The 21594-nt window shown below is 42.8% G+C and carries 23 protein-coding genes; 9 read left to right on the top strand and 14 right to left on the bottom strand.

What is annotated here, in order from left to right; all coding sequences use genetic code 11:
* The first annotated feature begins 428 nt into the window (after positions 1-428).
* Both Q0541_RS26710 and Q0541_RS26705 read left to right on the top strand, forming a co-directional pair.
* Entirely contained in the window at positions 429-917 is a 489-nt protein-coding gene (locus Q0541_RS26710; protein ID WP_298918187.1) for a hypothetical protein, read from the top strand.
* A gap of 94 nt (positions 918-1011) precedes the next feature.
* On the top strand, positions 1012-1344 hold the full coding sequence (locus Q0541_RS26705) for a translation initiation factor (RefSeq protein WP_298918183.1): 333 nt from the start codon (positions 1012-1014) through the stop codon (positions 1342-1344).
* A gap of 383 nt (positions 1345-1727) precedes the next feature.
* Here the strand turns inward: Q0541_RS26705 and Q0541_RS26700 are convergent, their stop codons facing one another.
* The 4 genes from Q0541_RS26700 to Q0541_RS26685 form a co-directional block, all read right to left on the bottom strand.
* Positions 1728-1943 (bottom strand): NAD(P)H-quinone oxidoreductase subunit O, encoded by a 216-nt coding sequence (locus Q0541_RS26700; RefSeq protein WP_298918180.1) that lies wholly within the window; start codon positions 1941-1943, stop codon positions 1728-1730.
* An 86-nt stretch (positions 1944-2029) separates the two neighbouring features.
* Positions 2030-2902, bottom strand: a complete 873-nt coding sequence (locus Q0541_RS26695) for a DNA-formamidopyrimidine glycosylase (RefSeq protein WP_298918175.1) — start codon at positions 2900-2902, stop codon at positions 2030-2032.
* 254 nt (positions 2903-3156) lie between these two features.
* A complete protein-coding gene (locus Q0541_RS26690; RefSeq protein WP_298918172.1) occupies positions 3157-3372 on the bottom strand; it encodes a photosystem I reaction center subunit IV in 216 nt (71 codons plus the stop codon).
* A gap of 322 nt (positions 3373-3694) precedes the next feature.
* Positions 3695-4279 carry a PAP/fibrillin family protein gene (locus Q0541_RS26685; RefSeq protein ID WP_298918169.1) on the bottom strand — a complete coding sequence of 195 codons (585 nt, stop codon included), beginning with the start codon at positions 4277-4279 and terminating at the stop codon, positions 3695-3697.
* Positions 4280-4521: 242 nt separating this feature from the next.
* On the opposite strand from Q0541_RS26685, the gene Q0541_RS26680 reads away from it, so the two are divergent.
* The gene (locus tag Q0541_RS26680; RefSeq protein ID WP_273763753.1) at positions 4522-4758 is read left to right on the top strand and encodes a DUF3134 domain-containing protein; all 237 of its coding nucleotides are present in this window, start codon (positions 4522-4524) and stop codon (positions 4756-4758) included.
* 79 nt (positions 4759-4837) lie between these two features.
* Positions 4838-5929: a phospho-N-acetylmuramoyl-pentapeptide-transferase gene (gene mraY, locus Q0541_RS26675; protein ID WP_298918165.1), complete on the top strand. Its 1092-nt coding sequence runs from the start codon at positions 4838-4840 to the stop codon at positions 5927-5929.
* A gap of 195 nt (positions 5930-6124) precedes the next feature.
* Here the strand turns inward: mraY and Q0541_RS26670 are convergent, their stop codons facing one another.
* From Q0541_RS26670 to Q0541_RS26650, 5 genes are all read right to left on the bottom strand, one after another.
* Positions 6125-7882 carry a diguanylate cyclase gene (locus tag Q0541_RS26670; protein ID WP_298918162.1) on the bottom strand — a complete coding sequence of 586 codons (1758 nt, stop codon included), beginning with the start codon at positions 7880-7882 and terminating at the stop codon, positions 6125-6127.
* A gap of 110 nt (positions 7883-7992) precedes the next feature.
* On the bottom strand, positions 7993-8505 hold the full coding sequence (locus Q0541_RS26665) for a MogA/MoaB family molybdenum cofactor biosynthesis protein (RefSeq protein ID WP_298918159.1): 513 nt from the start codon (positions 8503-8505) through the stop codon (positions 7993-7995).
* 93 nt (positions 8506-8598) lie between these two features.
* Entirely contained in the window at positions 8599-8940 is a 342-nt protein-coding gene (psb28, locus tag Q0541_RS26660) for a photosystem II reaction center protein Psb28 (RefSeq protein WP_298918156.1), read from the bottom strand.
* Positions 8941-9053: 113 nt separating this feature from the next.
* Positions 9054-9497: a D-aminoacyl-tRNA deacylase gene (dtd, locus tag Q0541_RS26655; protein WP_298918153.1), complete on the bottom strand. Its 444-nt coding sequence runs from the start codon at positions 9495-9497 to the stop codon at positions 9054-9056.
* Positions 9498-9653: 156 nt separating this feature from the next.
* Complete coding sequence (locus tag Q0541_RS26650; RefSeq protein WP_298918150.1) at positions 9654-10754, bottom strand: GTP-binding protein; 1101 nt, start codon at positions 10752-10754, stop codon at positions 9654-9656.
* A 136-nt stretch (positions 10755-10890) separates the two neighbouring features.
* Between Q0541_RS26650 and cysS the strand changes: the two genes are divergently transcribed.
* From cysS to Q0541_RS26635, 3 genes are all read left to right on the top strand, one after another.
* Complete coding sequence (cysS, locus tag Q0541_RS26645; protein ID WP_298918147.1) at positions 10891-12336, top strand: cysteine--tRNA ligase; 1446 nt, start codon at positions 10891-10893, stop codon at positions 12334-12336.
* A gap of 83 nt (positions 12337-12419) precedes the next feature.
* Complete coding sequence (locus tag Q0541_RS26640) at positions 12420-13859, top strand: TldD/PmbA family protein (protein WP_298918144.1); 1440 nt, start codon at positions 12420-12422, stop codon at positions 13857-13859.
* A 178-nt stretch (positions 13860-14037) separates the two neighbouring features.
* Entirely contained in the window at positions 14038-15384 is a 1347-nt protein-coding gene (locus Q0541_RS26635; protein WP_298918139.1) for a TldD/PmbA family protein, read from the top strand.
* Between the two features lie 146 nt (positions 15385-15530).
* Here Q0541_RS26635 and Q0541_RS26630 read toward each other — a convergent pair whose 3' ends face one another.
* From Q0541_RS26630 to coaD, 5 genes are all read right to left on the bottom strand, one after another.
* On the bottom strand, positions 15531-16202 hold the full coding sequence (locus Q0541_RS26630; protein WP_298918137.1) for a hypothetical protein: 672 nt from the start codon (positions 16200-16202) through the stop codon (positions 15531-15533).
* Positions 16199-16780, bottom strand: coding sequence for an AAA family ATPase (locus tag Q0541_RS26625; RefSeq protein ID WP_298918134.1), 582 nt, complete (start codon positions 16778-16780; stop codon positions 16199-16201). Before Q0541_RS26625 ends, Q0541_RS26630 begins: the two co-directional genes overlap by 4 nt.
* Positions 16781-16842: 62 nt before the next feature.
* Positions 16843-17730, bottom strand: a complete 888-nt coding sequence (locus Q0541_RS26620) for an AAA family ATPase (RefSeq protein WP_298918131.1) — start codon at positions 17728-17730, stop codon at positions 16843-16845.
* Between the two features lie 292 nt (positions 17731-18022).
* Positions 18023-18691, bottom strand: a complete 669-nt coding sequence (locus Q0541_RS26615; protein ID WP_298918128.1) for a DivIVA domain-containing protein — start codon at positions 18689-18691, stop codon at positions 18023-18025.
* Positions 18601-19152, bottom strand: a complete 552-nt coding sequence (gene coaD, locus Q0541_RS26610) for a pantetheine-phosphate adenylyltransferase (protein ID WP_273763736.1) — start codon at positions 19150-19152, stop codon at positions 18601-18603. The genes Q0541_RS26615 and coaD overlap by 91 nt, the downstream gene beginning before the upstream one ends.
* 411 nt (positions 19153-19563) lie before the next feature.
* On the opposite strand from coaD, the gene lgt reads away from it, so the two are divergent.
* Positions 19564-20439, top strand: coding sequence for a prolipoprotein diacylglyceryl transferase (gene lgt / locus Q0541_RS26605; protein ID WP_298918123.1), 876 nt, complete (start codon positions 19564-19566; stop codon positions 20437-20439).
* Between the two features lie 179 nt (positions 20440-20618).
* The gene (gene cobM, locus Q0541_RS26600; protein WP_298918120.1) at positions 20619-21443 is read left to right on the top strand and encodes a precorrin-4 C(11)-methyltransferase; all 825 of its coding nucleotides are present in this window, start codon (positions 20619-20621) and stop codon (positions 21441-21443) included.
* Positions 21444-21594 lie beyond the last annotated feature (151 nt).

The raw sequence follows: 21594 nt of genomic DNA, 5'->3' as shown, positions 1-21594 counted from the left end.
CTAAGCGAACGCAAGAGCGTCTCTAAGAGTTGCCATGCCGCAGGCTTTACGCTGCCCTAACAGCAGTCGCCTGCGGAAGGGTTTCCCTACCAAGAGCGCTGCTTCATTGCAAATCTTTGGTGGATGAAGTTTTTCCGACTTGTGTGTACACCGTTGCTTAAAAAGGGGGGAACCAAAGACCCAATTTTTTAAGGGGGGATCTCTTGTGCGTAAGTCCTAAAGATATTTCCTTAGGATGAATGCAGTTTCTCTCAAAGGCAGGATGAAATACTTGAACAAATCAATCATCATGACAGAGAAACGCTGTAGCTGTGCAGTTGTGCATTGAGTGGTATATGTTTTTTCAATTACAGGGGAAATAACAGGAACTCCAACTTTGTTTTTGCAACAGCAAGGCTTTTAGCAAATACAGGTGATGATGAAATCCGATGAACACAATATATAAAGAACGTAAAGTAGTTTCGCGTCTATTTGCAGTGCTGCTTTCAGCATTGTTAACAGTACCCTTGTTGAGTAGCTGCGGAGGCGGTTCCCGGAATGCTACTGTGCCACCACCTGTTGATGATAGTGTTGGTAGAACAGTGAGCAACAATCGAAACCAACCTGAAGCTAAGAAGGGCTTTTCTACAGGGCAGAAAGTGGCGCTTTTGGCAGGAGCAGCAGGACTTTATTACCTCTACAACCAGCATAAGAACGCTTCACAAGAAGGAGCGCAAGGTAAGTACTATCTTTCCAAGAATGGGCGTGTATACTACCGTGATGCTGAACATCGCGCTCATTGGGTAAGTGCACCATCAGAAGGAATTCGAGTACCGGAGTCTGAGGCACAAAAGTATCGGCAATTCCAAGGCTATAACGGGAATACTACAGGTCGCGATCTAAGTGGCATCACTTCATCCGCAGCTCCGGCTCTCTAGATAGCGAAGCGTGTGTAAATCATAAAGCGGGTTTCCTGGAGGATAACGCCGATCGCGCACGTCGGAAACACGAACTAAAATCAGGAGACAGATTATGGTAGATGACTTTTTGCGAAAGGCGAAAGATTTCCTTTTGGGATCGAACGGCGATCAAGTTGACCAAGATGCCGAATTCCGCGATCGCAATGTACGTCCAGCCAGCGAAGACCCCTACGGCGACCCCGCAGATGCGGCATCTTACGGCAACGTTATTCCAGCCAGTCAAGACCCTTATGGCGACCCCGCAGATATCTCGTCTTACGGCAACGTTCGCCCAGCTAGTGAAGACCCTTACGGCGAACCCGCAGACCAAGGAGAGTTTGGTGCCGTCCGCCCAGCCAGCGAAGACCCCTATGGCGACCCCGCAGATCAAGATTACCGCCGTTAATGCCAAACCTAACCCCCCAGCCCCAACCCTTGTAGGAAATGGGGAGAATTCAAAGCCTCTCCCCTTTTAGGGGAGAGGAATAGAAGTATGGAAGTGAGGTTTTCCAGATTCGGTGAAAAGTGATAAATTTTGGAATACCTAACAAATAAGGCAGCGGGATTTGAACCTGCTGCCTTTTGTTTTTGCTGTGATTTTGAGGTTGCGAAAAAGTCAAACAACCTCACATTTAGGTTTAGGGGATCTTTATACAACTTGATACTTTACAAACATCCTCTAAGCAAAGATTTCAGTCCACTTTCAGTGGACAGTAGCTTTGAGCCGCCGTACTTCAGTACAGGGCGGGATATGGCTAACTCTAAGGACTTCAGTCTCAAGGCGTTTAATTATTTAAACTCTTCGAGTTGATCCACACGTAACCAAATATTAGGTGTTGGCACTTTCCCAAACTTAATCAGGGCGTAATCACCCTTGACATCTACAATTTCGCCCTTGGTTTCAAACAAATAAGAAGGAAACCGAGTATCACTGGCTTTTGCTTCCAGACTGTTTTCCAGTTTCTCGCGGATAGCGCGAACCATATCTCCTTTTTTAATTGCCATGAATTCTCCTCTCAAATTTGTAACTTGTTTCATCTGCATTTTAAGAGAGTTAGGAGTTAGAAGTAAAAACTCCTAACTCCTAATTCTTAACTTCTAACTCCCCGCAGTGTTTGACACTGTAGGCAAAAGTGACTAGAACGCCCAGCTAACCTAATCCGTTGAATTGGTGTGCCACAAACTCGACAGGGTTCTCCAGCGCGGTTATAAACCCAGGCAACACCACCATAGTTACCGTTGACACCCTTAACACTTAAGAAATTACTAAAAGTCGTACCACCAGCTTCAATACTGGTTTCTAAAACTTGAATTATGGCTGTTCGCAAACGCTCAATTTGCTTTAGCTGCAAATCTATACACAAGGTTTCAGGTAAAATTCCACTCTTAAACAATGCTTCATCGGCATAAATGTTACCTAATCCCGCCACCACCGATTGATCGAGTAGCGCAGTCTTAATCGGACGGCGGCGGTTTTTGAGTTTGAGAGCTAGATATTCCACAGTAAATTCGGGCGAAAATGGGTCTGCTGCCAGTTTTGCCAAACCAGTCATAATGCTTTCTACAGCAACACCAGGCGGAACCCACCAAATTTTACCGAAGGTACGCTGATCAACAAAACGCAATTCCTGCTGCTCCCCAAAGAATAATCTCACCCGCGTGTGCTTATGTAATGGTTCATCTCGATGCAGCCATAGTAGTTGACCAGTCATTCGCAGATGAACCCCTAGCCAACTGCTTGAGGAAGGGGAAGAGGATGAGGGAGCGAGTTCGGCGAGGAGATATTTACCACGACGATGCCAAGTAGCGATGGCATTCTTTTTAATTCCATCAACAAACTCACCAACAGAAAACGGGTAGGCGATGGTGCGATCGAGCAACACATCTCCCCCCGTGATTTCTTGGTTGAGGGTCAATTGATTTAGACCCCTTCGGACTGTTTCAACTTCAGGCAGTTCAGGCATTCAAGCTGACTTTAGCAGGCAATTTTGATGTACTTGAGAGATCAAGGAAGAAAAGATGGGGTAGTAACTTACACAGCCGTAAGTGGCTCGTAGTACTACCAAAGAGAAACCGTAAATCACCCGCAGGGCGGCTTCTCGGAGATTAGGGTAGGCTAGGATGAAGGATGAATAAACTGAAAGTTTCACACTTCAGACTTCATACTTCAGATTTCCCTTCATCATCGCATCAAACAACCCCCTTGTAGCTTTGCTGCTTATTTTTTAGGTGGTTTAGCCTTTGGTGCTTCAACCTCCACTAATTCATCTTGAGCAAAGTTGTTGGTATTGATTCCAGCGTAATTTACCTTGTCAAAGCGGACAATTACAGGGTATTTGATGCCGCTTTGGTCTATGGAAGCCACAGTTCCTAGATCCTGAAACCAGTAGGATTCAGGGCGGAGAATACGTACTTTAGAACCACGTTGAACCATGATTATTTTCCCTTTTAGTTATCAATACGCCAATCTAGAGGGCTAATTTATTTCACTCTACAACCTTATGGTCGCAGCAAGAGTCTTTGTTATGTTATTTGTCTGATTTGGGCATTGGGTTTGGGGGATAAGAGGCACAGGGGCAGGGGGTAGGGTGCAAGGGTGAGAATTAAAATTACCTCTTTCCTCTCTGCTCCCAGCAAGAACTGCTTCCCCGCTTTCACTCCCCTGGCACATCCCAAATTTCAAATGGTATTATAACCTACTTGACAAGGTACACATTATAGCGTACCTTCGTTCGCAACAGGATCTTTGCACAAACTTATGTTTTACTCAATACGAACACGCTGCCCTCGTTACCTCTGCCGATCCGCAGATCGTTATCTATATAAGTGATATCTAACCAGCCTTGCTGTTGATCACTTTTTATTGGAACATCAATCGCCGGAAATTTTCTACCTGCTTCAATTTGTTGGATAAAAGTTACCGGAGAATTGTATTCTATTAAACGTTGTAAGCCGATAATAGACCGCTCAAATTTCACTTGGACACGCCGCTCTGAAACTGGCTCAAATTTAGCAGCTACGCTGACTAATCCTTCTAAATAAGGTAAACCAGAAATCTCAGCTATGTTGTAAACACTGGCAGTATCTACCCGGATAGACTGATAGATTTGACCAAGTTTGCAAAAAGGTAAACGATCTAAGTTTAAAAGAGCCTTGCTAGTGGTGTATAGTAATCGCCAATCGCCATTTAGCAAATTACTAGCTTCCACCGGACGGGGTGTAGGATTAAAGTCTTCTAAATTGGCGATCGCAGCTAGGATAGTCTGTTTCTGTGCTTGGGTCGCCAATAAACCGCGATCAGTAAGTGCGATCGCATCTATAAGAGCCGCTTTTGCCATCATCGCCTGTCACCTCTAAAATCACTCAGTTTCCATCAGCATAAACAAGATATTCATCACCTATGTGTAGAGCCATAAAAGTTACTAATAATCGCTTGACCTAAGCCATATGCCTATTAAATAAAAAATTTCTATCGGAATGCGGATTTCTCAACTAAAGGGTTGAAAAGATAACTAAATTAATCCGTGTCAAGTGATAGACTCTAAATGTCAACTTACGTATACCTTTTCTTGTCCTCCTCGATATGTTGAACTCTCCATTACGTGAAGACCCCCGTAACCAACGAGCCGATGTCATCCCCTTAAAGCAAGAGTCCTCTTTGTTGGACTGGTTGCAAACCAATGGTCGGATCATAACGCGTGACGTTCACGAACCGGATTTTCAAGATGACGAAGAAGAAATAGACTCCCTAATGGGTGTAGAAGATGGAATTGGCTACGACCTTGATGATGATGACAATATAGGAATCGCCGAGGATTAGCCTTTTCAGGCTAGGGACTTGGTAGTATCCCTAGTTCCTGATATTCAGTTTTATAAGTGTGGAGTGAAGGGAAACTTCTGTGGACGCTAAATTATCTCCTGAGCAAGGATTAAATATTTCTGGAATCGCTCTAGCCTCTTTATTAGCCGTAGGGCTAGGTACAACAGCATTTTGCTTGGATTCAATGGCCAATCGGCTACCCTGGCAAAGTATGTCGTTGACCTTGCCACTACTCTTGTGTGCGCTGGGTTCAGGTGTCGTGGGCTATTGGGTAATACCCCTACTTCAAGCCCTGAAAACTGGACAAATAATCCGCGAAGATGGGCCCCAAGCCCATCTAAAAAAGGCAGGCACCCCAACAATGGGCGGTATATTTTTCATACCTATAGGTGTGATAATTGCCTGCATATTGTCTAACTTTGCTACAGATGTGCTTGCAGTTTCGACATTGACAATCAGCTACGGATTGATTGGCTGGCTCGACGATTGGCAAATTCTGCGCCGGAAGTCAAATAAAGGTATATCTCCCCAACTTAAACTAGCTTTGCAGGTGAGTTTTGCCGCAGTGTTTTGTCTATGGCTGATGTATAATCAACCTTCTAATATTACAAATATTGCTTTGCCTTGGGTGAGCTTCACACTACCTTTAGGATTCCTATTTTGGCCATTAGCAGGTTTTGTACTAGTTGCAGAAAGTAATGCGACTAATTTAACAGATGGTATTGATGGCTTGGCGGCAGGAACAGTAGCGATCGCACTTTTGGCATTAGGTGCCCTGATTGCACCTACAGCACCTGGGTTGATGGTTTTCTGTGCTGCTTTAAGTGGTGGGTGTTTAGGTTTCTTAGCCCATAATCGTAACCCAGCCCGCGTTTTCATGGGAGATACTGGTTCTTTAGCACTGGGAGGAGCTTTAGCTGCTGTAGGGCTATTGACAAACACCTTAGTAGCTCTGTTCATTCTCAGTGGTATCTTCTTCGTAGAAACTCTTTCTGTGATGGCACAGGTAAGTTATTACAAAGCCACTAAGGGCCCTGATGGCAAAGGCAAGCGCCTTTTCAAAATGGCACCCCTACACCATCATTTAGAACTGACTGGCTGGTCAGAATTGCAAGTGGTTGGAGTATTTTATGTCATCGCTGCTATATTGGCTGCTATCTGCTTGGCGTAGGCGCAGCCCGCCCCAGGCATCGCTCCATTCTGAATCGTTTGAAAAACTGCTCGAATCCAAAATGACAACTCCCACATCTTCAGGGAGTTGTTTTTTTATACGGGAAATTTATGAGTTTCTGATTTCTATGCTGGAAATGACACTTGATGCCAACTGAAAGGCTACCTATTTCACTGTTTCTGGTGTTATGAATTATTAATTACAGGTATTTACATACTCCATAACCCGATTCTTTCCAGTTCGCTTTGCTTCAAGCATCGCTTGATTTGCCCGATTCAAAAAATCCTTAACCGTAATCCCTGGTTCTGATACAGCTATTCCAAAAGAAGCGGTGATGCTTTCGAGGATCTGATCACCGTCCTTCAATTGCATTTGTTCAACATCTACCCTTAGTTGTTCTACTCGCATCTTGAGCGTTTCCAGTGTCATATTAGGCATCACAATCACAAATTCTTCACCACCCCATCTGCAAGCAATGTCAAAGGAGCGAATAGATTTTAACAGCAGCTTTGCTAATTCCTGGAGAACAATGTTGGCAGTCACATGCCCATAGCGCGAGTTGTAAGATTTGAAGTTATCGATATCAAGGAAAATAACACTAAGAGGTTGTCCTGATCGATTAGCTTCCGCTAGCCTTTGTTCCGTTATGGTTTGCATATAGCTTTGCTTGAATAGTTGGGTCAACCCATCCCGCAAGTTATCATAGGTTAGACGTTGTTTGCTCAATAGATTATTCAGTGCAAAGCCTAAGATTCTAGCAATAATCTCAGCAACTTGTTGAGATTCTGGGCTGATTTCTTCAAGGGTATGGACGTGTAAAATGCCAATTAATTCGCTTTGTCCATACAATGGAACACATAAATGTGCGCCGCTAACAGGCGGTATTAAGTGGTTGCATATCAGTCCTCCATTACCAAGTGAAGGTGAGAAAAGGTTTAATTTTCCTCTCCGTAATGCCCAACAATCAGATAGTGAAAATACTTCTTTACTGGTTATTTTACCTGCCCAAGTACGATTCATCTGAAGATAATTTTTGGAATTAGCAATTATATTGATACAACCACTCATATTAGGAAACAGCTTCTCACAGGTTAAAGCGACCACTTGATACACCTCATCTTCAGACTCGCAGGAATAAAGCATATCCGCCATCTCTGAGAGATATATAAATTCAGATTTTTTTGCCTCTAGTTTCAGTATTTTCTTTTCTAGCAGCTGATTTATGTCAGTGAGCGATCGCTGTGTTTCTATGGATTCTGTAATATCGATACTAATCCCACCGAAGCACCAAGTGCCTGTTGCGTAATCGCTAAACGGAAACTGAAACGATAGCCAGTAGCACGGCTGCTCATTACCAGCCATCTTTACCTCTTCAATCAGCTTCAAGGGGCGTAGAGTCTTCAAAACGATTTGATCGTTTTCCATTATCTGCTGCCCCTTTTCTGGATCTGGAAAGAATTCACTATTTTTTTTCCCCATCCATTCTTGTGGATCTAGCGAAAATCTAGACTGTAGCTCCTGGTTGTAGTAAAGGACTCTAGATTGCTCATCTTTGATATAGGCTCCAAACGGGCCCTGATCTAGAAATAGCTGTTGTATCTGCTGCACGCATTGAAGTTCGTGGGTATCTTTTTGATATCTGGCGATCGCCTCTACAATCTGATAAGCGGTTGGCGTCAGGTAAACTAAGGCAGACAAGGAAATAAACGCCATTAGATCAAGTATGCCTAAGTGCAGTAAGGACACTACTAGATGTGGCTCAAAGACCGCCAAAAGGTGATGAAATCCGCAAAATAGTACGAATCCACCTGATAATAAAAAGGCTAGCCAAAATTTAGAAGGGATAGTTGCCTTAGTTTTGGCAAAGAAAAACCCTATTACTGTAGGTATGCCAAAGTATGAAAATGCAGTAATGCCGTGAGCAATTATGCAATTCCAGTAAATAAACTCCATGACTAACCTGATATCAACATCTTATTTCTTTAACTATAATTATCTCTCGATAGTTTCAATATCCATGTATAGAAAGGATGAGATTAATGGGTGGTTCGTGTGAACTCTGCTCATTTCAACCCCTTACAAACCTGACTTACTAAGTGAACGAGTTCGGGCAAAATCAATTTTTCCATCGCCAGTCGCACAGCATTAGTAGAACCAGGAAGCGAAAAGATTAATTTATCTTGATAAACACCAGCAACAGCGCGAGAAGCGATCGCCCGTGAACCAATTTCTTGATAACTTAAAAAACGAAATAACTCACCAAATCCTGGTAAGGTTTTCTCTAGTAATTTCTCAATAGCATCGTAGGTGGTATCTCTTGGTGCAATACCTGTACCACCATTGAAAATTACAGCATCCAAATTTGAGCTTTTAGCCAGACTTTCTATCTGCCCTTGAATTTGTGTTGGTTCATCTTTGATAATTGTGTAGGCTCCTACAGCATAGTTAGCATCAAGGAGTAACTGCTGAATTAGCTGGCCACTTTTGTCTGTTTCTAAAGTGCGTGTATCGCTGACAGTAACCACAGCAGAAGTTACCATAATTCCAAGCGAATCTGGATGGGGTTGTTGTGTCATAGGTTAAACTTTTAACTTTTGATAATGGGCAATTGGGCACGGAGAATGGCGCATTGGACATGAAAAAATTACCTATGCCCAATGCCCAATGCCCTATTTTTCAGCTTTGCTAAGTCCAAGATCGTTTTCTTCAGCATACCGTTCCATGAAGCGCATGAAGCGATCCCATTCTTGGGGAGATTTCATCACGTAAACTGCTTCTAATGCTTCTGGTTTTCCGTTGACAAACTTACCCTTAACTTCACGGGTAATTATCTCCCCTTCTTCGTCAATCAAGTACATCCCGGTAATGTCTTCGGTGCTATTTTGATCTAAAATCTTTGGATTGGTAAAAATAAACGTCGCTGTACCACTTTCGCCACTGCGCGATCGCGTCAGGCGCACCTCTGGAGTTACTTCTTCGTCAATACCTTTAGAAAACTGGATTTTCGCCATGATGAGTGAATTTAAACTTTTGTGATGGTTAATTTAATATTCTCTCATCAATTAGAACACCACGGTCTACAGGCTACTGTTATTCCTCTTTCTAGTGTATATACTTAAACTGCTTATTTTTCAAGTAACAAAGTAACGGGGCCATCGTTTTCAATTGTAACTTGCATCATTGCACCAAATTGACCTGTTTCCACCTGCAAACCGCTAGCTCTTAACTTGGTAACAAAACGATTATACAAAGCTTCTGCTGACTGGGGAGCGGCTGAACGGTCAAAAGAAGGACGGCGACCTTTGCGACAGTCACCGTAAAGGGTAAACTGGCTGACTACTAACAAATCGCCGCCAATTTCTTGTACAGATTTTTGCCAACGCTCGTCTCCTTCTTGGTCAGGAAACAGCCGCAATTCCAAGCACTTACGCACCATCCAGTCGATTTCAGCATCAGTATCGGTATTGGCAATACCCACAAGTAAATTTAGCCCCCGCCCAATTTTGCCGACAATTTCATCATTAACTGTAACTTGAGATGATTTAACTCGCTGGATAACAACGCGCATTTTAATCTAAACGTTGATCAACGTTTCAATTTTAGAGCAATGTCTTCTCTCATTTTCATTGCTCAAAATCGATGGCGGAGCCATTAAAAATGCATTCCCAGGTGGAACCTGGGAACGAGTACGAGGATTAAACTCTTAACGCCTCACTCTTAACTTTTATTTGCCAAAGCCTTTACCGCGAGAGGTTGAAGGTAGACAAATACAGTTTTCGAGTTGAGTAATTAAAGCCTCACGATCTAAATTTTGACCAATCAGCACTAGCTGGTTTTTCAATTTACCTTGCCATTCATCATCATCTAAGGTGAAGCGTTTACCGCAAAGGTGGAAAATATGACGCTTTGGACTTTCATCAAACCACATAATCCCCTTCGCTCGGAAGATATTTGAGGGTAGCTGGTTATCTAAGAAATACTGAAACTTCCTAATAGAAAAAGGCTTGTCACTTTGGAAAGATATGGAAGTAAAACCATCATTTTCTAAATGGTCAGAATGATGGTGATGCTCGTGATGGTCATGGTCATGATCGTGATGATCGTGACCGCATGTTGAGTGGTCATGATCATCATGGTCGTGATGGTCGTGGTCATCCACCACTGTGTCAAAATATTTATCAGACTCAAATAGACCAACACTCAGAATTAAAGGAAGTGGCACTTGCGATCGCGTGGAGCGGATAATTCTCGCTCCTTCCTTTACTTCGTTAATTTTTCTTTCTAACTCATTCAAAGTGGCTTCATCAACCAAATCTGTTTTGTTCAGCACAATTACATCGCCATAGGCAATCTGGCTGTATGCCGCCTCAGAGTTAAATAAATCTAGGCTGTAATTCGCCGCGTCTACTACGGTAATAATCGAATCCAAGCGGGTTAAATCCCGCAATTCTGTACCAAGAAATGTTAAAGCTACTGGTAGCGGATCTGCCAATCCAGTTGTTTCCACTACTAAATAATCTAGATTTTCTTGGCGTTCTAAAACTTTGTAAACTGCATCTACCAAATCATTATTAATAGTGCAGCAGATACAACCATTATTGAGCTCCACCATGTTCTCACCAGTGGAAACAATTAGCTCGTTGTCGATGCCAATTTCGCCAAATTCATTCACTAAAACAGCGGTTTTCAAACCCTGTTGGTTGTTGAGGATATGATTAAGTAAAGTCGTCTTGCCACTACCGAGGAAACCCGTAATAATTGTTACTGGCATTCCTTGTTTGGGCGTATCCATTGCCGAAGATTCGGGTGTAACTGCTGATTGCATAGCGCTGTTATCAAATAGTCAAAAGTAGTAATGTAGCGCAGATAGTCCAGAAAACATTAACATAGGGATGCTGGACTGTCATCCCAGCTGCCTTACCCTATTATTACGTATCTTCTTATTTCAGCATTACTCTGTTATGACCCTAACCCTTTACAATACCCTCACCCGTCGTCAAGAACCGTTTGAAACAGTCGAATCAGGCAAGGTTAAGATGTATTACTGCGGCGTGACTGTGTACGACTACTGCCATTTGGGTCATGCGAGAGCTTGCATTGTTTGGGATGTAATCCGCCGATACCTCCAGTTTATCGGCTATGAAGTCCGATATATCCAAAATTTTACTGATATTGATGACAAGATTCTGAATCGAGCCTGTGTTGAACATTCATCAATGGAAGCTGTAGCCGATCGCTTTATCAAAGCATATTTTGAGGATATGGCGCGGTTGGGGATTAAAGAAGCTGATGAGTATCCCCGTGCTACCCACACAATCAATGGCATTCAGCGGTTAATTCATGAGTTGGAAAATAAGGGTTTTGCTTACCCTGCTGACGGTGATGTGTATTATCCAGTACGACAGTTTGCTGAGTATGGCAAGCTTTCTGGACGCAAGTTAGAAGATATGCAAGCCGGGAAAAGCGATCGCGTCAACGTGGATGATCCAGAATACCAGAAAAAGAAAGACCCCTTTGATTTTGTTTTATGGAAAGCAGCAAAACCGGGAGAACCTGCTTGGGAATCACCTTGGGGCGCAGGTCGTCCTGGGTGGCATATAGAATGCTCGGCAATGGTGCGCGATCGCTTGGGTGATACCATAGATATTCATGCTGGTGGTACTGACTTAATTTTTCCCCACCACGAAAATGAAATTGCCCAATCTGAGGTTGTGACAGGAAAACCCCTAGCGCGTTACTGGTTGCATAACGGCATGGTGACAGTAGATGGTGAAAAAATGTCCAAATCTTTGGGCAACTTTATCACTATTCGAGAATTGCTGGATCGAGGAGTTGACCCGATGGCAGTGCGGTTGTTTGTACTGACTGCTCAATATCGCACACCAATTGATTTTAGCGATGAAGCGATCGCCGCAGCAACCAACGGTTGGCACACCATTAAAGAAGGTTTACTGTTCGGCTACCAATACGGTAAAAAACTAGGTTGGGAACTGGGAACTGGCTCACTACTTCCTGAAACTGTTGAACGCTTCCAAGAAACTGTGAATAACGACTTTAATTTTCCTGGTGGATTAACAGTATTGTTTGAATTAGCCAAAGAACTGCGTCGTCAGGGAAATGTTCTTGTGCATGAAGGGAAAACCGAAACATCACCAGATGAGTTACAGCGGCAATGGCAAACTCTTGTCACATTAGCTGGAGTCTTAGGTTTAGAAGCCGAGATAGAAACAGAAACTCACACGAGTAATGGTTTAAGCGATGCGGAAATTGAAGCGCGAATTCAGCAAAGGCAACAAGCACGTATTGCCAAAAATTTTGCCGAAAGCGATCGCATTCGTGACGAACTTCAAGCAGAAGGTATTACGCTAATTGATAGCCGTGATGGTACACGCTGGCATCGGAATTAACAAGGGCAGAGGAAAATAATTGATAACCAATGCCCAATGCCCAATTCTCAATTCCCAATTCCCAATTTCCAATTCCTTAAATTATGTGGTCTGAACTTAAAAAAGCGATCGCTAGTTTCGACATTCCCGCTGATTGGATCGGTATTAGAGCCGTAAAGGAGACTTCTACTACCCGTTTAGTCCGTGACGCCTTACCCCAGATAAACGGCAAATCCTTCACTGTAGGAGCTATGCTGGAAGTTTTAGTTAATGGCTGTCTGGGTTATGCAGCTACTAACTCTCTGGAACTGTCTTCCTTACAAGCCGCTGCTCAAACAGCCTATAAACAGGCACTAGCAGCCAGTGAATGGTGGATACATCCCTTCCATGAAAGTGAGCGCCCTAAAGTCGTTGGTGAATATAAATCCCCATTTCTTGAGCCATTGGATGCTCTGAGTCCGGGAGAAATCAACGATTTACTAATTCGCATTTGCCAAACGCTGAAAGTTGACGACAAGATTGTGCAAACCATAGCCAGTGCCAGCACCACTGAGAGAGAATCTTGGTTTATTAGCAGCAACGGCTCAGAAGTCTATCAAAAAATACTATCTATAAGCACTAATTACGGAGCCACCGCCCAAGATGGAGCGGTTGTACAGCAGCGCAGCAACAACGGCTCGCAATCAAACTGTTACCAAGGTGGACTAGAGCTTTTAAAACAAGAAGACTTATGGCATCGAGTACGGCAAGTTGGCGAACAAGCAGTAGAACTCTTGACAGCAGAAGAATGCCCAACCACCCGTACCAATTTAGTTTTAGCCCCAGACCAAATGATGCTGCAAATCCATGAAAGTGTCGGGCATCCCCTAGAAATTGACCGAATTTTGGGAGATGAGCGTAACTATGCTGGGGGCAGCTTCGTTAATAAAAGTGATTTTGGCAACCTAGTATATGGTTCGCCACTGATGAATATTACCTTTGATCCCACTGTGGCTGGTGAATTTGCTAGCTATGGCTTTGATGATACGGGTGCTGTAGCAACGCGGGAGTATTTGGTAAAAGAAGGTGTACTTCAACGGGGTTTAGGCAGTCTGGAGAGTCAAGTAAGAGCAGGCGTACCAGGAGTTGCCTGTGCCCGTGCTTCCTCATGGAATCGACCAGCGATTGATCGCATGGCAAACTTGAATTTAGAGCCTCTAAACACTAGCTTTGAAGACATTATTGCTGGGATAGAACACGGCGTTTACATGGAATCTAACCGATCTTGGTCAATTGACGATCGCCGCTACAAATTTCAATTTGGTTGCGAGTACGCTAAATTAATTGAAAATGGTAAACTCACCAAAACCCTCCGCAATCCTAACTATCGTGCCACAACACCAGAGTTTTGGCACAGCTTAATCCAAGTTGGAAATGCTGACAACTGGGAAATGTATGGTACTCCTTATTGTGGTAAAGGAGAGCCAAATCAGGCCATCTGGGTAGGACATGGTTCACCTGTTTGTGTATTTGCTAATGTCGAAGTTTTTGGTGGAGGAAGTTAAAAGAGTGCAAAGTTAGGAGTTAGGAGTAGAGACGCGATTAATCGCGTCTGTACAAGAGTTAGGAGTTAAAGGTTTTGAATTAAAAAATTCTTCAACTTTTAATTTATAATTCATCACTCATCACTCCTAATTCTTAACTTCCTCCCCCCTCACTATTCCCTATTAATATTTAATATCTATGAAAATTGAGGAATTATCTGCGTTAGAAATCAGCTTTAATCAACTGATTGAAACTCTGCTGAACAAAAAAGCAGAAAATGAACAATTCACTGTGAAACTAAGCAGTGAAAGGAGTCAGTTTACTCGTTTCAATCATGCGAAAGTGCGACAAACTGGTTGTGTTGCTGATGGTTGGATCGAACTGACTTTGATGGCAGACCAGCGCAGTAGTGTTCGACAGTTTCCCTTTACTGGAAATTGGGACGTAGATTGGCAGTTAACATATGCTGCTTTGCAGGAACTACGTAACGAACTTATTCTATTACCCATCGATCCATATCTAGTTTTACCATCAGGAACTAACACCAGTCGGGAAGTACATTTGGGGAATTTATTGGCAGCGGAAGTAGTAGTACCCAATGTGCTAGAACTGGTTACTGAATTGGATTTTACTGGCATATACGCTGGAGGTGTTGTAATTAAAGCTTATGGTGATTCTAACGGACAAAAACACTGGTTTGCTACTGATTCTTTTACCTTAGATTATTCTCTCTTCTCTATATCTGGACAAGCAGTTAAGGGAACATTTGCAGGGAGTAATTGGGATAAATCTGCTTATATAGCCAAAATCAGCGAAGCCAAAAAGCAACTAGAATTGCTTTCTCGTCCAGCTAAAGAATTGCCACGGGGACAGTACAAAACTTATTTTGCACCTGCTGCTGTCGGAGATTTATTAATGATGCTTTCTTGGGGGTCTGTGAGCGAAGCTGATATTCAGCAAGGAAACAGTGCTTTAGCTGCTCTATGGCGTCAAGAAAAACAACTTTCGACTGCATTTAGTTTGAAAGAAAACTTTCAGCGAGGATTGGTACCGCGATTTAATGAATTAGGAGAAGTCGCAGCACCGGAGTTACCTGTAATAGAAAAAGGATATTTGGTAAATACTTTAGTGAATTCTCGAACGGCTAAGGAATATCAAAAAATTGCCAACGGTGCTAATGTTTCAGAGACTTTACGAGCGCCTGAAGTGAGTCCAGGAAATTTGGTATTTGAGCAGATTTTTCCGAGTTTAGATACTGGATTATATGTATCTAATTTGCATTACTTGAATTGGAGCGATCGCCAAACTGGTAGAATTACAGGTATGACCCGTTATGCTTGTTTTTGGGTAGAAAACGGAGAAATTATTGCTCCCATTGAAAACTTACGTTTTGATGAAAGTCTCTATCGCTTCTGGGGAGAAAACTTAGTAGATTTGACCAATTTTCAAGAGTTTATTCCCGAAGTAGGTACATACGAAAGTCGCCAACTAGGAGGTAGTTTAGTTCCCGGTATGCTAGTCGAAGATTTCACTTACACATTGTAAATCTATTGCCCAAAGATGCAAATAAATTCTTTGCTTATTTGCACCTTTGTATAAAATTAATTTAAGATTTATACCTAATAATATTAGGCTGACTCATTTTGGATAGAAGGTAAATCTTAGTCTAACTTAGATATAAATTATTGTAGCTAATTATCTTCTGACTCAAAACACCAACTTTGTATTTCTATAACTTCTTTAATTTCAGTCTCAAGTGCTTGAAAAGCAGATAAAGCCCGTAGTGGTGAAAAATCATTGATGAGTTCTGCTAATCTATGAATACATCCGTTAACCTTATCCGACGAAAATTGCTTGAGCCGCCGACCTGTTAATCCACTAGCTTTACATATAAGTTCATGAAGAATATCTTTAGGATCAGGTAGTTGTTCAAGTTTATGAATGTCTGGTAATTCTAATGACTGATGCCCATAAGGATTTCCTGCTGCTTTCCGTAGTGCTACTTTGTCAAATAAAAGCCACGCCTCTTGCATACGGATTGGAATAACACAAACAGTAGGTGGTACTTTAACACTTAATTGAAGAGCTTCTTTTAAAGCTTCTTGAATTTCCGTCACACGTTTTTCACGTGGTTCTCGTTGTGAATCTCGGTGAACAAACAAAAGATCGCAAGGATATAGTTCTAGGCTTTTAATAATGCGTAGTGATAGGGTTTTCGGTGGTTCACGTAAGCGTCGCAAATCTGCCCATTGTGACTGAATAGCACACTCAACCTGATTCACCTGTAATAACCAAGTAAGAACAGACATCAATGCTTTGTCTGAACTGCCATCTGACAAGAAGGTGTAGCAAAGTTCTTTCATACCAATTCAGCAGGAAAACCAGGAATTAATGGTTGAAGGTCATTTCTATCCACAACTCGGCGTTTCTTGGTTTGTGTTACTTTGGATTGCTGGGAGGTTTTTACCTCTCCATTGCTATCAGGCTCTGATTTGTCAATTACTACTGGATTCAGATAGGCAAGAAGTTTACCTTTTGGGACAATATTCACTCCTTCTGGCTCTTTTTGCCGCCAAGTGTCAGGAAGACAACCGAAAGATACGCGCTTAAATCGTTTCCCTGAATCTACTGTTTCCTTTAATTCAGCAACCAATAGGCTGTCATCAGGTACTTGCATCACTACAGAAGGTGAATGAGTGTTAATAATAACTTGGCGGAGTGGGTTATCTATACCGATAGCTTCATCAACATCAGTAGCTATATCTTGAAGTAATTTAAGTATTTTAGGAATACGCTCTGGATGAATGCCGTTTTCCGGTTCCTCTAAACACAAAAGACCTTGTGCTTGTGAGTCTAATTCCAAAACCGCCAAAGCTAAAAATCTCAGGGTTCCATCTGATAAAGCCCTAGCTGGATGTGATGTGCCATTTCTAGCAGTCACTATTAAAGTCAGAAGTTCCCGTCGTTCATCTCTGTCAATTTCTACTTCACCTACATCATCAATTAATTTGCTAAACGATTAGCAACCTGGCTATAAACACGCGCTTCGACCTCATTATTAGAAAGTCCATTTGTGGGATGATTTTTATTTAACCTGGCCAGGTGATAGAGTGTTGCAGCTAAGTGCGAGCCATCCATGTCTAATTTTGTAGGTGCTGTAAATTCATCTGGTTGGCGTAGTGCAGAAGGTTCTAGTTGAAGTAGCCGCCAAGACTGCATCTCTCTTCGCGCTAGCAAGGCTGTTGGACTCTCGGCAGCATTAGCCACAGAAAGCACAGTTCGGGGAAGATTGGCAGCTAATCGAGACAGAGGTTTCCCTTTAATACCATCTTGATGTAGCTTAATAACTGTCCTATCTTTATCACCTTCAGTTGAAATAAATGGTGAAGTTCTTTTTCCCTTAATTGCGGATTTACGCCATTCAACATTATGAGGAAACAATAAGTTTTTTCTGGCATCACCAAGGTTAATGTGAACTAACTCTTCTTTGATGATTTGCAGCGATCCTAAAGACCGTAAACTATGATCTGAACGGTAAGCTAAAGTGAGAGAATAACGGAGAAAGGTAATACTAGCTATTGCCTGTTGTCCTAAATCATCTACGCCTTCCTCCGGTACTATCATTTCTGCCTCAAAGGACATTTCATCTGCATATTCATCACCAACCCGGTGAAACAGACTACGTACATCAGCTGTTCGCCCTCCTTCATCTCGTACAGATAAGGCAGCTTCAATTAGTTGAATATCCGCGATCGCACTCAAAAACCTAATAGCATCAAATAAGTTAGATTTACCGACCCCATTCGCTCCGGCTACACAAGTAAATGGCCCGAAGCGCACATCAACATCAACGAGGTTCTTAAAACCAGAAACTTTCAACCTAGTTAACATAATATTCCTCTGTTGGCAGAAAACATTGCAAAAGTGCCAAGCAGACGTGGCTCACAAACAGAGTAGACCTTCTTCTTCTAGTTTGACTGTACAACCTGATAAATTTTGGGTCTGGTTGGATAAAACCTGGTTATATCCTGATACTCACAACTAACTCAATCAGCTGTCGCGCCTTTAGCAAAGTATCTTTTGTACAGACAGAATGTGTACATTGCGTCTCTATGAGAAAAATGCATCAAACCATCTTTCTACAACCCCGTCAGCCCAAACTGGTAAATGCTAAAACTACAGTTTATCTTTTCTTGCCAGGAGGTGAATTGCGTTGGGTGAGGTTATCAATTTGCAATTGTTGCCGTCCGTTGGTGATAACTCGCAACATCTCTTTGAGATCCTGCTCAATATTTTCCAGGATGCCATCGGCATATGCATCAGCACCATCTTCAATTTCTTGAGCCTGAGCGATCGCAGTTTGTCGCATTTGCTCTAACTCTTGCTGACAAGCATACCGTTTGCGGTCAATTTCGGCGAGTGTTTCTTGCATCATTGCCTCACACTCTTGTTGCACTTGTCGCCGCAGTTGTTCAGCTTCTTGTTCTGCCTGTTGAATAATATCGCTTTCAGCTAAAATTTGCGCTCTTTTTGCCTGCGCGGACTCAACAACCTGCTGTCCATACTCTTCCGCTTCTAGCAGAATTTCATCCTTTTGGTCAAGGATGGCTGCTGCTTCTTGAAAAAGCGATGGTAAAGCAAGCCGGATGTAATCAAGCTGATCGAGCAGCTTTTCTTCATCTATGAGAGTGCGTCCTGTCAGCGGAATCCTGAGACTAGAGAGAACCATTTCCTCTAGGCGGTTGAGTTCCTGCTGAATATCTATGCTTCCCTCTCCACTGAGATACTCTTGAGGGGGGGGATTGCTTCCGTTGAGATTGGGTTCAACATTGGAGAGTTGTGATTGTAGCATTGGTATATATCCAGGGCAATGTGTGGGGGAACGAGATGATCGATAGAGCCACCAAACCTTGCAATCTCTTTTACCACACTACTACTTAAAAAACTATACTCATTTGAGGTTGCCAGAAAAACTGTTTCTATTTGGGTAGAAAGAGTTTTATTCGTGTGAGCCATTTGCAGTTCCACTTCAAAATCTGACACAGCCCGTAAACCCCTAAGTAAAACTTGTGCTTGTCGCATTTGAGCATAGTTGACGGTAAGACCGTCGAAGCTGTCTACTTCTACATTAGGTAGATGTTGTGTAGAAAGACTGATCTGATCTAGCCTTTGCTGCACGCTAAAAAGTGGCATTTTGTTGGGGTTCCGTAGTACAGCGACAATCACGCGCTCAAACAGCCGACTACCGCGCTGGATGAGGTCAAGGTGTCCCAAGGTGATGGGGTCGAAGCTACCAGGATAAATAGCAATCACAATTTTAGATATGTCAAAGTTGTTTAGGTGATTATATCGAAACTCTTTTGTGTAACTTACTCAAATTTACCATCTTGCGCTCTGAGTAAGAATGCTAAACTCAATTGTTTTAGTAGCACAAGTTATGCTCAACTAGGCGTTAGGAACTATAGCGGTTCTCACTTCGGTGCAATATAGTCGCAACCTTACCCCCTCTTTGATGCTTTGGAGAGGGGTTGGGGGTGAGGTTGAACAACGTTATTTCATGCAAACGAAAACCGCTATAAACTCCTAAATATGGATGCTGGATTTTTACCTACGTCCCCATAATGTTGTGGAGGATTTAAGTGTAGTTCCAGTATTCGAGACGTAAAAAACTCCGTACTTAGTAAAGTGCGCGGGTAGTTAACGAACTTTTCTAGGTAATTTTTCATGGCACTGGATTTTTCCACCTTGCCTTTGGCGTTTCAATTTACTTCTCCAGGACCAATTCTGGTGAAATTAGGGCCATTAGCTATCCGCTGGTATGGCTTATTGATTGCCACAGCAGTGTTAATTGGCGTCATCCTTTCCCAGGATTTGGCAAAGCGCCGTAATGTTAATCCGGAGTTGCTAGGCGATTTGTTTTTTTGGTTGTTGATTGGGGCAATTCCTGGCGCACGGCTATATTACGTTTTCTTTGAGTGGTCAAAATATGCCCCAACTCCAGGAAAAATCTTTGCGATCTGGGAAGGAGGTATTGCCATTCATGGAGCGATTCTTGGTGGCGTTTTGGCTGCGTTAATCTTTGCCAAAATCAAGCAGGTTTCTTTTTGGCAACTGGCAGATTTAGTAGCGCCTTCGCTGATTTTAGGGCAGGCGATCGGACGTTGGGGCAATTTCTTTAATTCTGAGGCTTTTGGCGATCCGACTGATTTACCTTGGAAGTTGTATATTCCACCAGACCATCGTCCTCTAGAGTATGCTAGTTTCGATTACTTTCATCCCACCTTCCTGTACGAATCTCTGTGGGATTTAATGGTGTTTACGCTATTAATAACCTTGTTTTTCCGGTCTTTATCCGGTAAGCCACGCTTGAAAGTAGGCACGCTGTTTCTAGTTTACTGGCCAGCCTATAGCTTAGGACGCTTGTGGATCGAAGGTTTTCGCACTGATAGCTTAATGCTGGGGCCGTTAAAAATGGCACAAGTCGTCAGTAGTCTAGGAATTTTATTGGGATTAGTTGGATTAGCTTGGCTTTACTTACTCAAACGCCCTTTACCTGATGTAGTTCCTACTCCTAAGGGAAATGGGGAGAGTGGAAGATGAGGAAGCAGGGGAGAAAGAATAACTAATGCCCAATACTCAATGCCCAAAAAATAAAAAATGCCCCAGAGTATTCTCTAGGGCTTAACCAGGGTGCATCTACCATTACTCTCTACTAGGGAAAGAGGGTGAATCCGGAAAGATACTGAGAAAATACTAAAAAAGTTTTTTGAGGGATTGCCGTGTGTTCTTCTAAAAGTGAATATACAGAAAATCTGAGCTATAAAAAAACACTACATGCCATAGAACCATCTGTGTACATTGTCGGAGCAGGCCCTGGAGATCCGGATTTATTAACGGTGAAGGCGCAGAGACTACTAGCTGTTGCTGATGTGATTTTATTTGCTGATTCTTTAGTACCCGAAGAGATTTTAGAACTTTGCCGAAAAGATGCGGAGATAATTAGGACTGCGAATCAGACTTTAGAAGAGATTTTGTCGATTATGATCGATCGGGTGCGATCGCAGCACAAATCTCTAGTCCGTCTTCATTCTGGCGATCCTAGTCTTTACAGCGCTATCCACGAGCAAATGCACCTCCTAGCAGAGGCAAATATCCCTTTTGAAGTTATACCTGGTATCAGCGCCTTTCAAGCCGCTGCTGCCAAACTCAAAGTAGAACTGACTGTCCCTGGTTTAGTCCAAACCATCATTTTGACACGCATCAGCGGACGTACAGAAGTCCCCACCACCGAAGAATTAGCCTCTCTCGCAGCACATCAGGCTAGCCTCTGCCTATATCTCAGTGCGCGTCACGTCGAAAATGCTCAAGCTAAACTACTTGAACATTACCCAGCCGAAACCCCCATTGCAATTTGCTTTCGCATCGGATGGCCCGATGAAAAAATCAGGGTTGTCCCCCTTAATCAAATGGCAGACTGCACTCATAAAGAAAAACTAATTCGCACTACACTTTATATCATCAGTCCAGCCCTCTCGACAGCAACAGGGCGATCGCGTTTATATCATCCCGAACATAGTCATCTATTTCGCTCGTCTCATCACTAAATCTAGGGCATGGGGCATGGGGCATTGGGCATGGGGAACGAGTCTTTGAGGTGGATGAACGAGTCTTTGAGCTGGATGAATGAGTCTTTTAGAAGGATTAAACAGTCTATTAGAAGGATAATACACTCTATAAGAATGATGAGAGAGTGAA

It is taken from the genome of uncultured Nostoc sp., from assembly GCF_937863485.1.
Taxonomy (GTDB): Bacteria; Cyanobacteriota; Cyanobacteriia; order Cyanobacteriales; family Nostocaceae; genus Nostoc.
The sequence above is the reverse complement of the archived record's forward strand: the minus strand, read 5'-3'. Positions and strand labels throughout refer to the sequence as shown.

Coding starts and splice junctions, on each gene's coding strand:
- Q0541_RS26710 (WP_298918187.1), top strand. CDS start 429: ATGAACACAATATATAAAGAACGTAAAGTAGTTTCGCGTCTATTTGCA.
- Q0541_RS26705 (WP_298918183.1), top strand. CDS start 1,012: ATGGTAGATGACTTTTTGCGAAAGGCGAAAGATTTCCTTTTGGGATCG.
- Q0541_RS26700 (WP_298918180.1), bottom strand. CDS start 1,943: ATGGCAATTAAAAAAGGAGATATGGTTCGCGCTATCCGCGAGAAACTG.
- Q0541_RS26695 (WP_298918175.1), bottom strand. CDS start 2,902: ATGCCTGAACTGCCTGAAGTTGAAACAGTCCGAAGGGGTCTAAATCAA.
- Q0541_RS26690 (WP_298918172.1), bottom strand. CDS start 3,372: ATGGTTCAACGTGGTTCTAAAGTACGTATTCTCCGCCCTGAATCCTAC.
- Q0541_RS26685 (WP_298918169.1), bottom strand. CDS start 4,279: ATGATGGCAAAAGCGGCTCTTATAGATGCGATCGCACTTACTGATCGC.
- Q0541_RS26680 (WP_273763753.1), top strand. CDS start 4,522: ATGTTGAACTCTCCATTACGTGAAGACCCCCGTAACCAACGAGCCGAT.
- Q0541_RS26670 (WP_298918162.1), bottom strand. CDS start 7,882: ATGGAGTTTATTTACTGGAATTGCATAATTGCTCACGGCATTACTGCA.
- Q0541_RS26665 (WP_298918159.1), bottom strand. CDS start 8,505: ATGACACAACAACCCCATCCAGATTCGCTTGGAATTATGGTAACTTCT.
- psb28 (WP_298918156.1), bottom strand. CDS start 8,940: ATGGCGAAAATCCAGTTTTCTAAAGGTATTGACGAAGAAGTAACTCCA.
- dtd (WP_298918153.1), bottom strand. CDS start 9,497: ATGCGCGTTGTTATCCAGCGAGTTAAATCATCTCAAGTTACAGTTAAT.
- Q0541_RS26650 (WP_298918150.1), bottom strand. CDS start 10,754: ATGCAATCAGCAGTTACACCCGAATCTTCGGCAATGGATACGCCCAAA.
- cysS (WP_298918147.1), top strand. CDS start 10,891: ATGACCCTAACCCTTTACAATACCCTCACCCGTCGTCAAGAACCGTTT.
- Q0541_RS26640 (WP_298918144.1), top strand. CDS start 12,420: ATGTGGTCTGAACTTAAAAAAGCGATCGCTAGTTTCGACATTCCCGCT.
- Q0541_RS26635 (WP_298918139.1), top strand. CDS start 14,038: ATGAAAATTGAGGAATTATCTGCGTTAGAAATCAGCTTTAATCAACTG.
- Q0541_RS26630 (WP_298918137.1), bottom strand. CDS start 16,202: ATGAAAGAACTTTGCTACACCTTCTTGTCAGATGGCAGTTCAGACAAA.
- Q0541_RS26620 (WP_298918131.1), bottom strand. CDS start 17,730: ATGTTAACTAGGTTGAAAGTTTCTGGTTTTAAGAACCTCGTTGATGTT.
- Q0541_RS26615 (WP_298918128.1), bottom strand. CDS start 18,691: ATGCTACAATCACAACTCTCCAATGTTGAACCCAATCTCAACGGAAGC.
- lgt (WP_298918123.1), top strand. CDS start 19,564: ATGGCACTGGATTTTTCCACCTTGCCTTTGGCGTTTCAATTTACTTCT.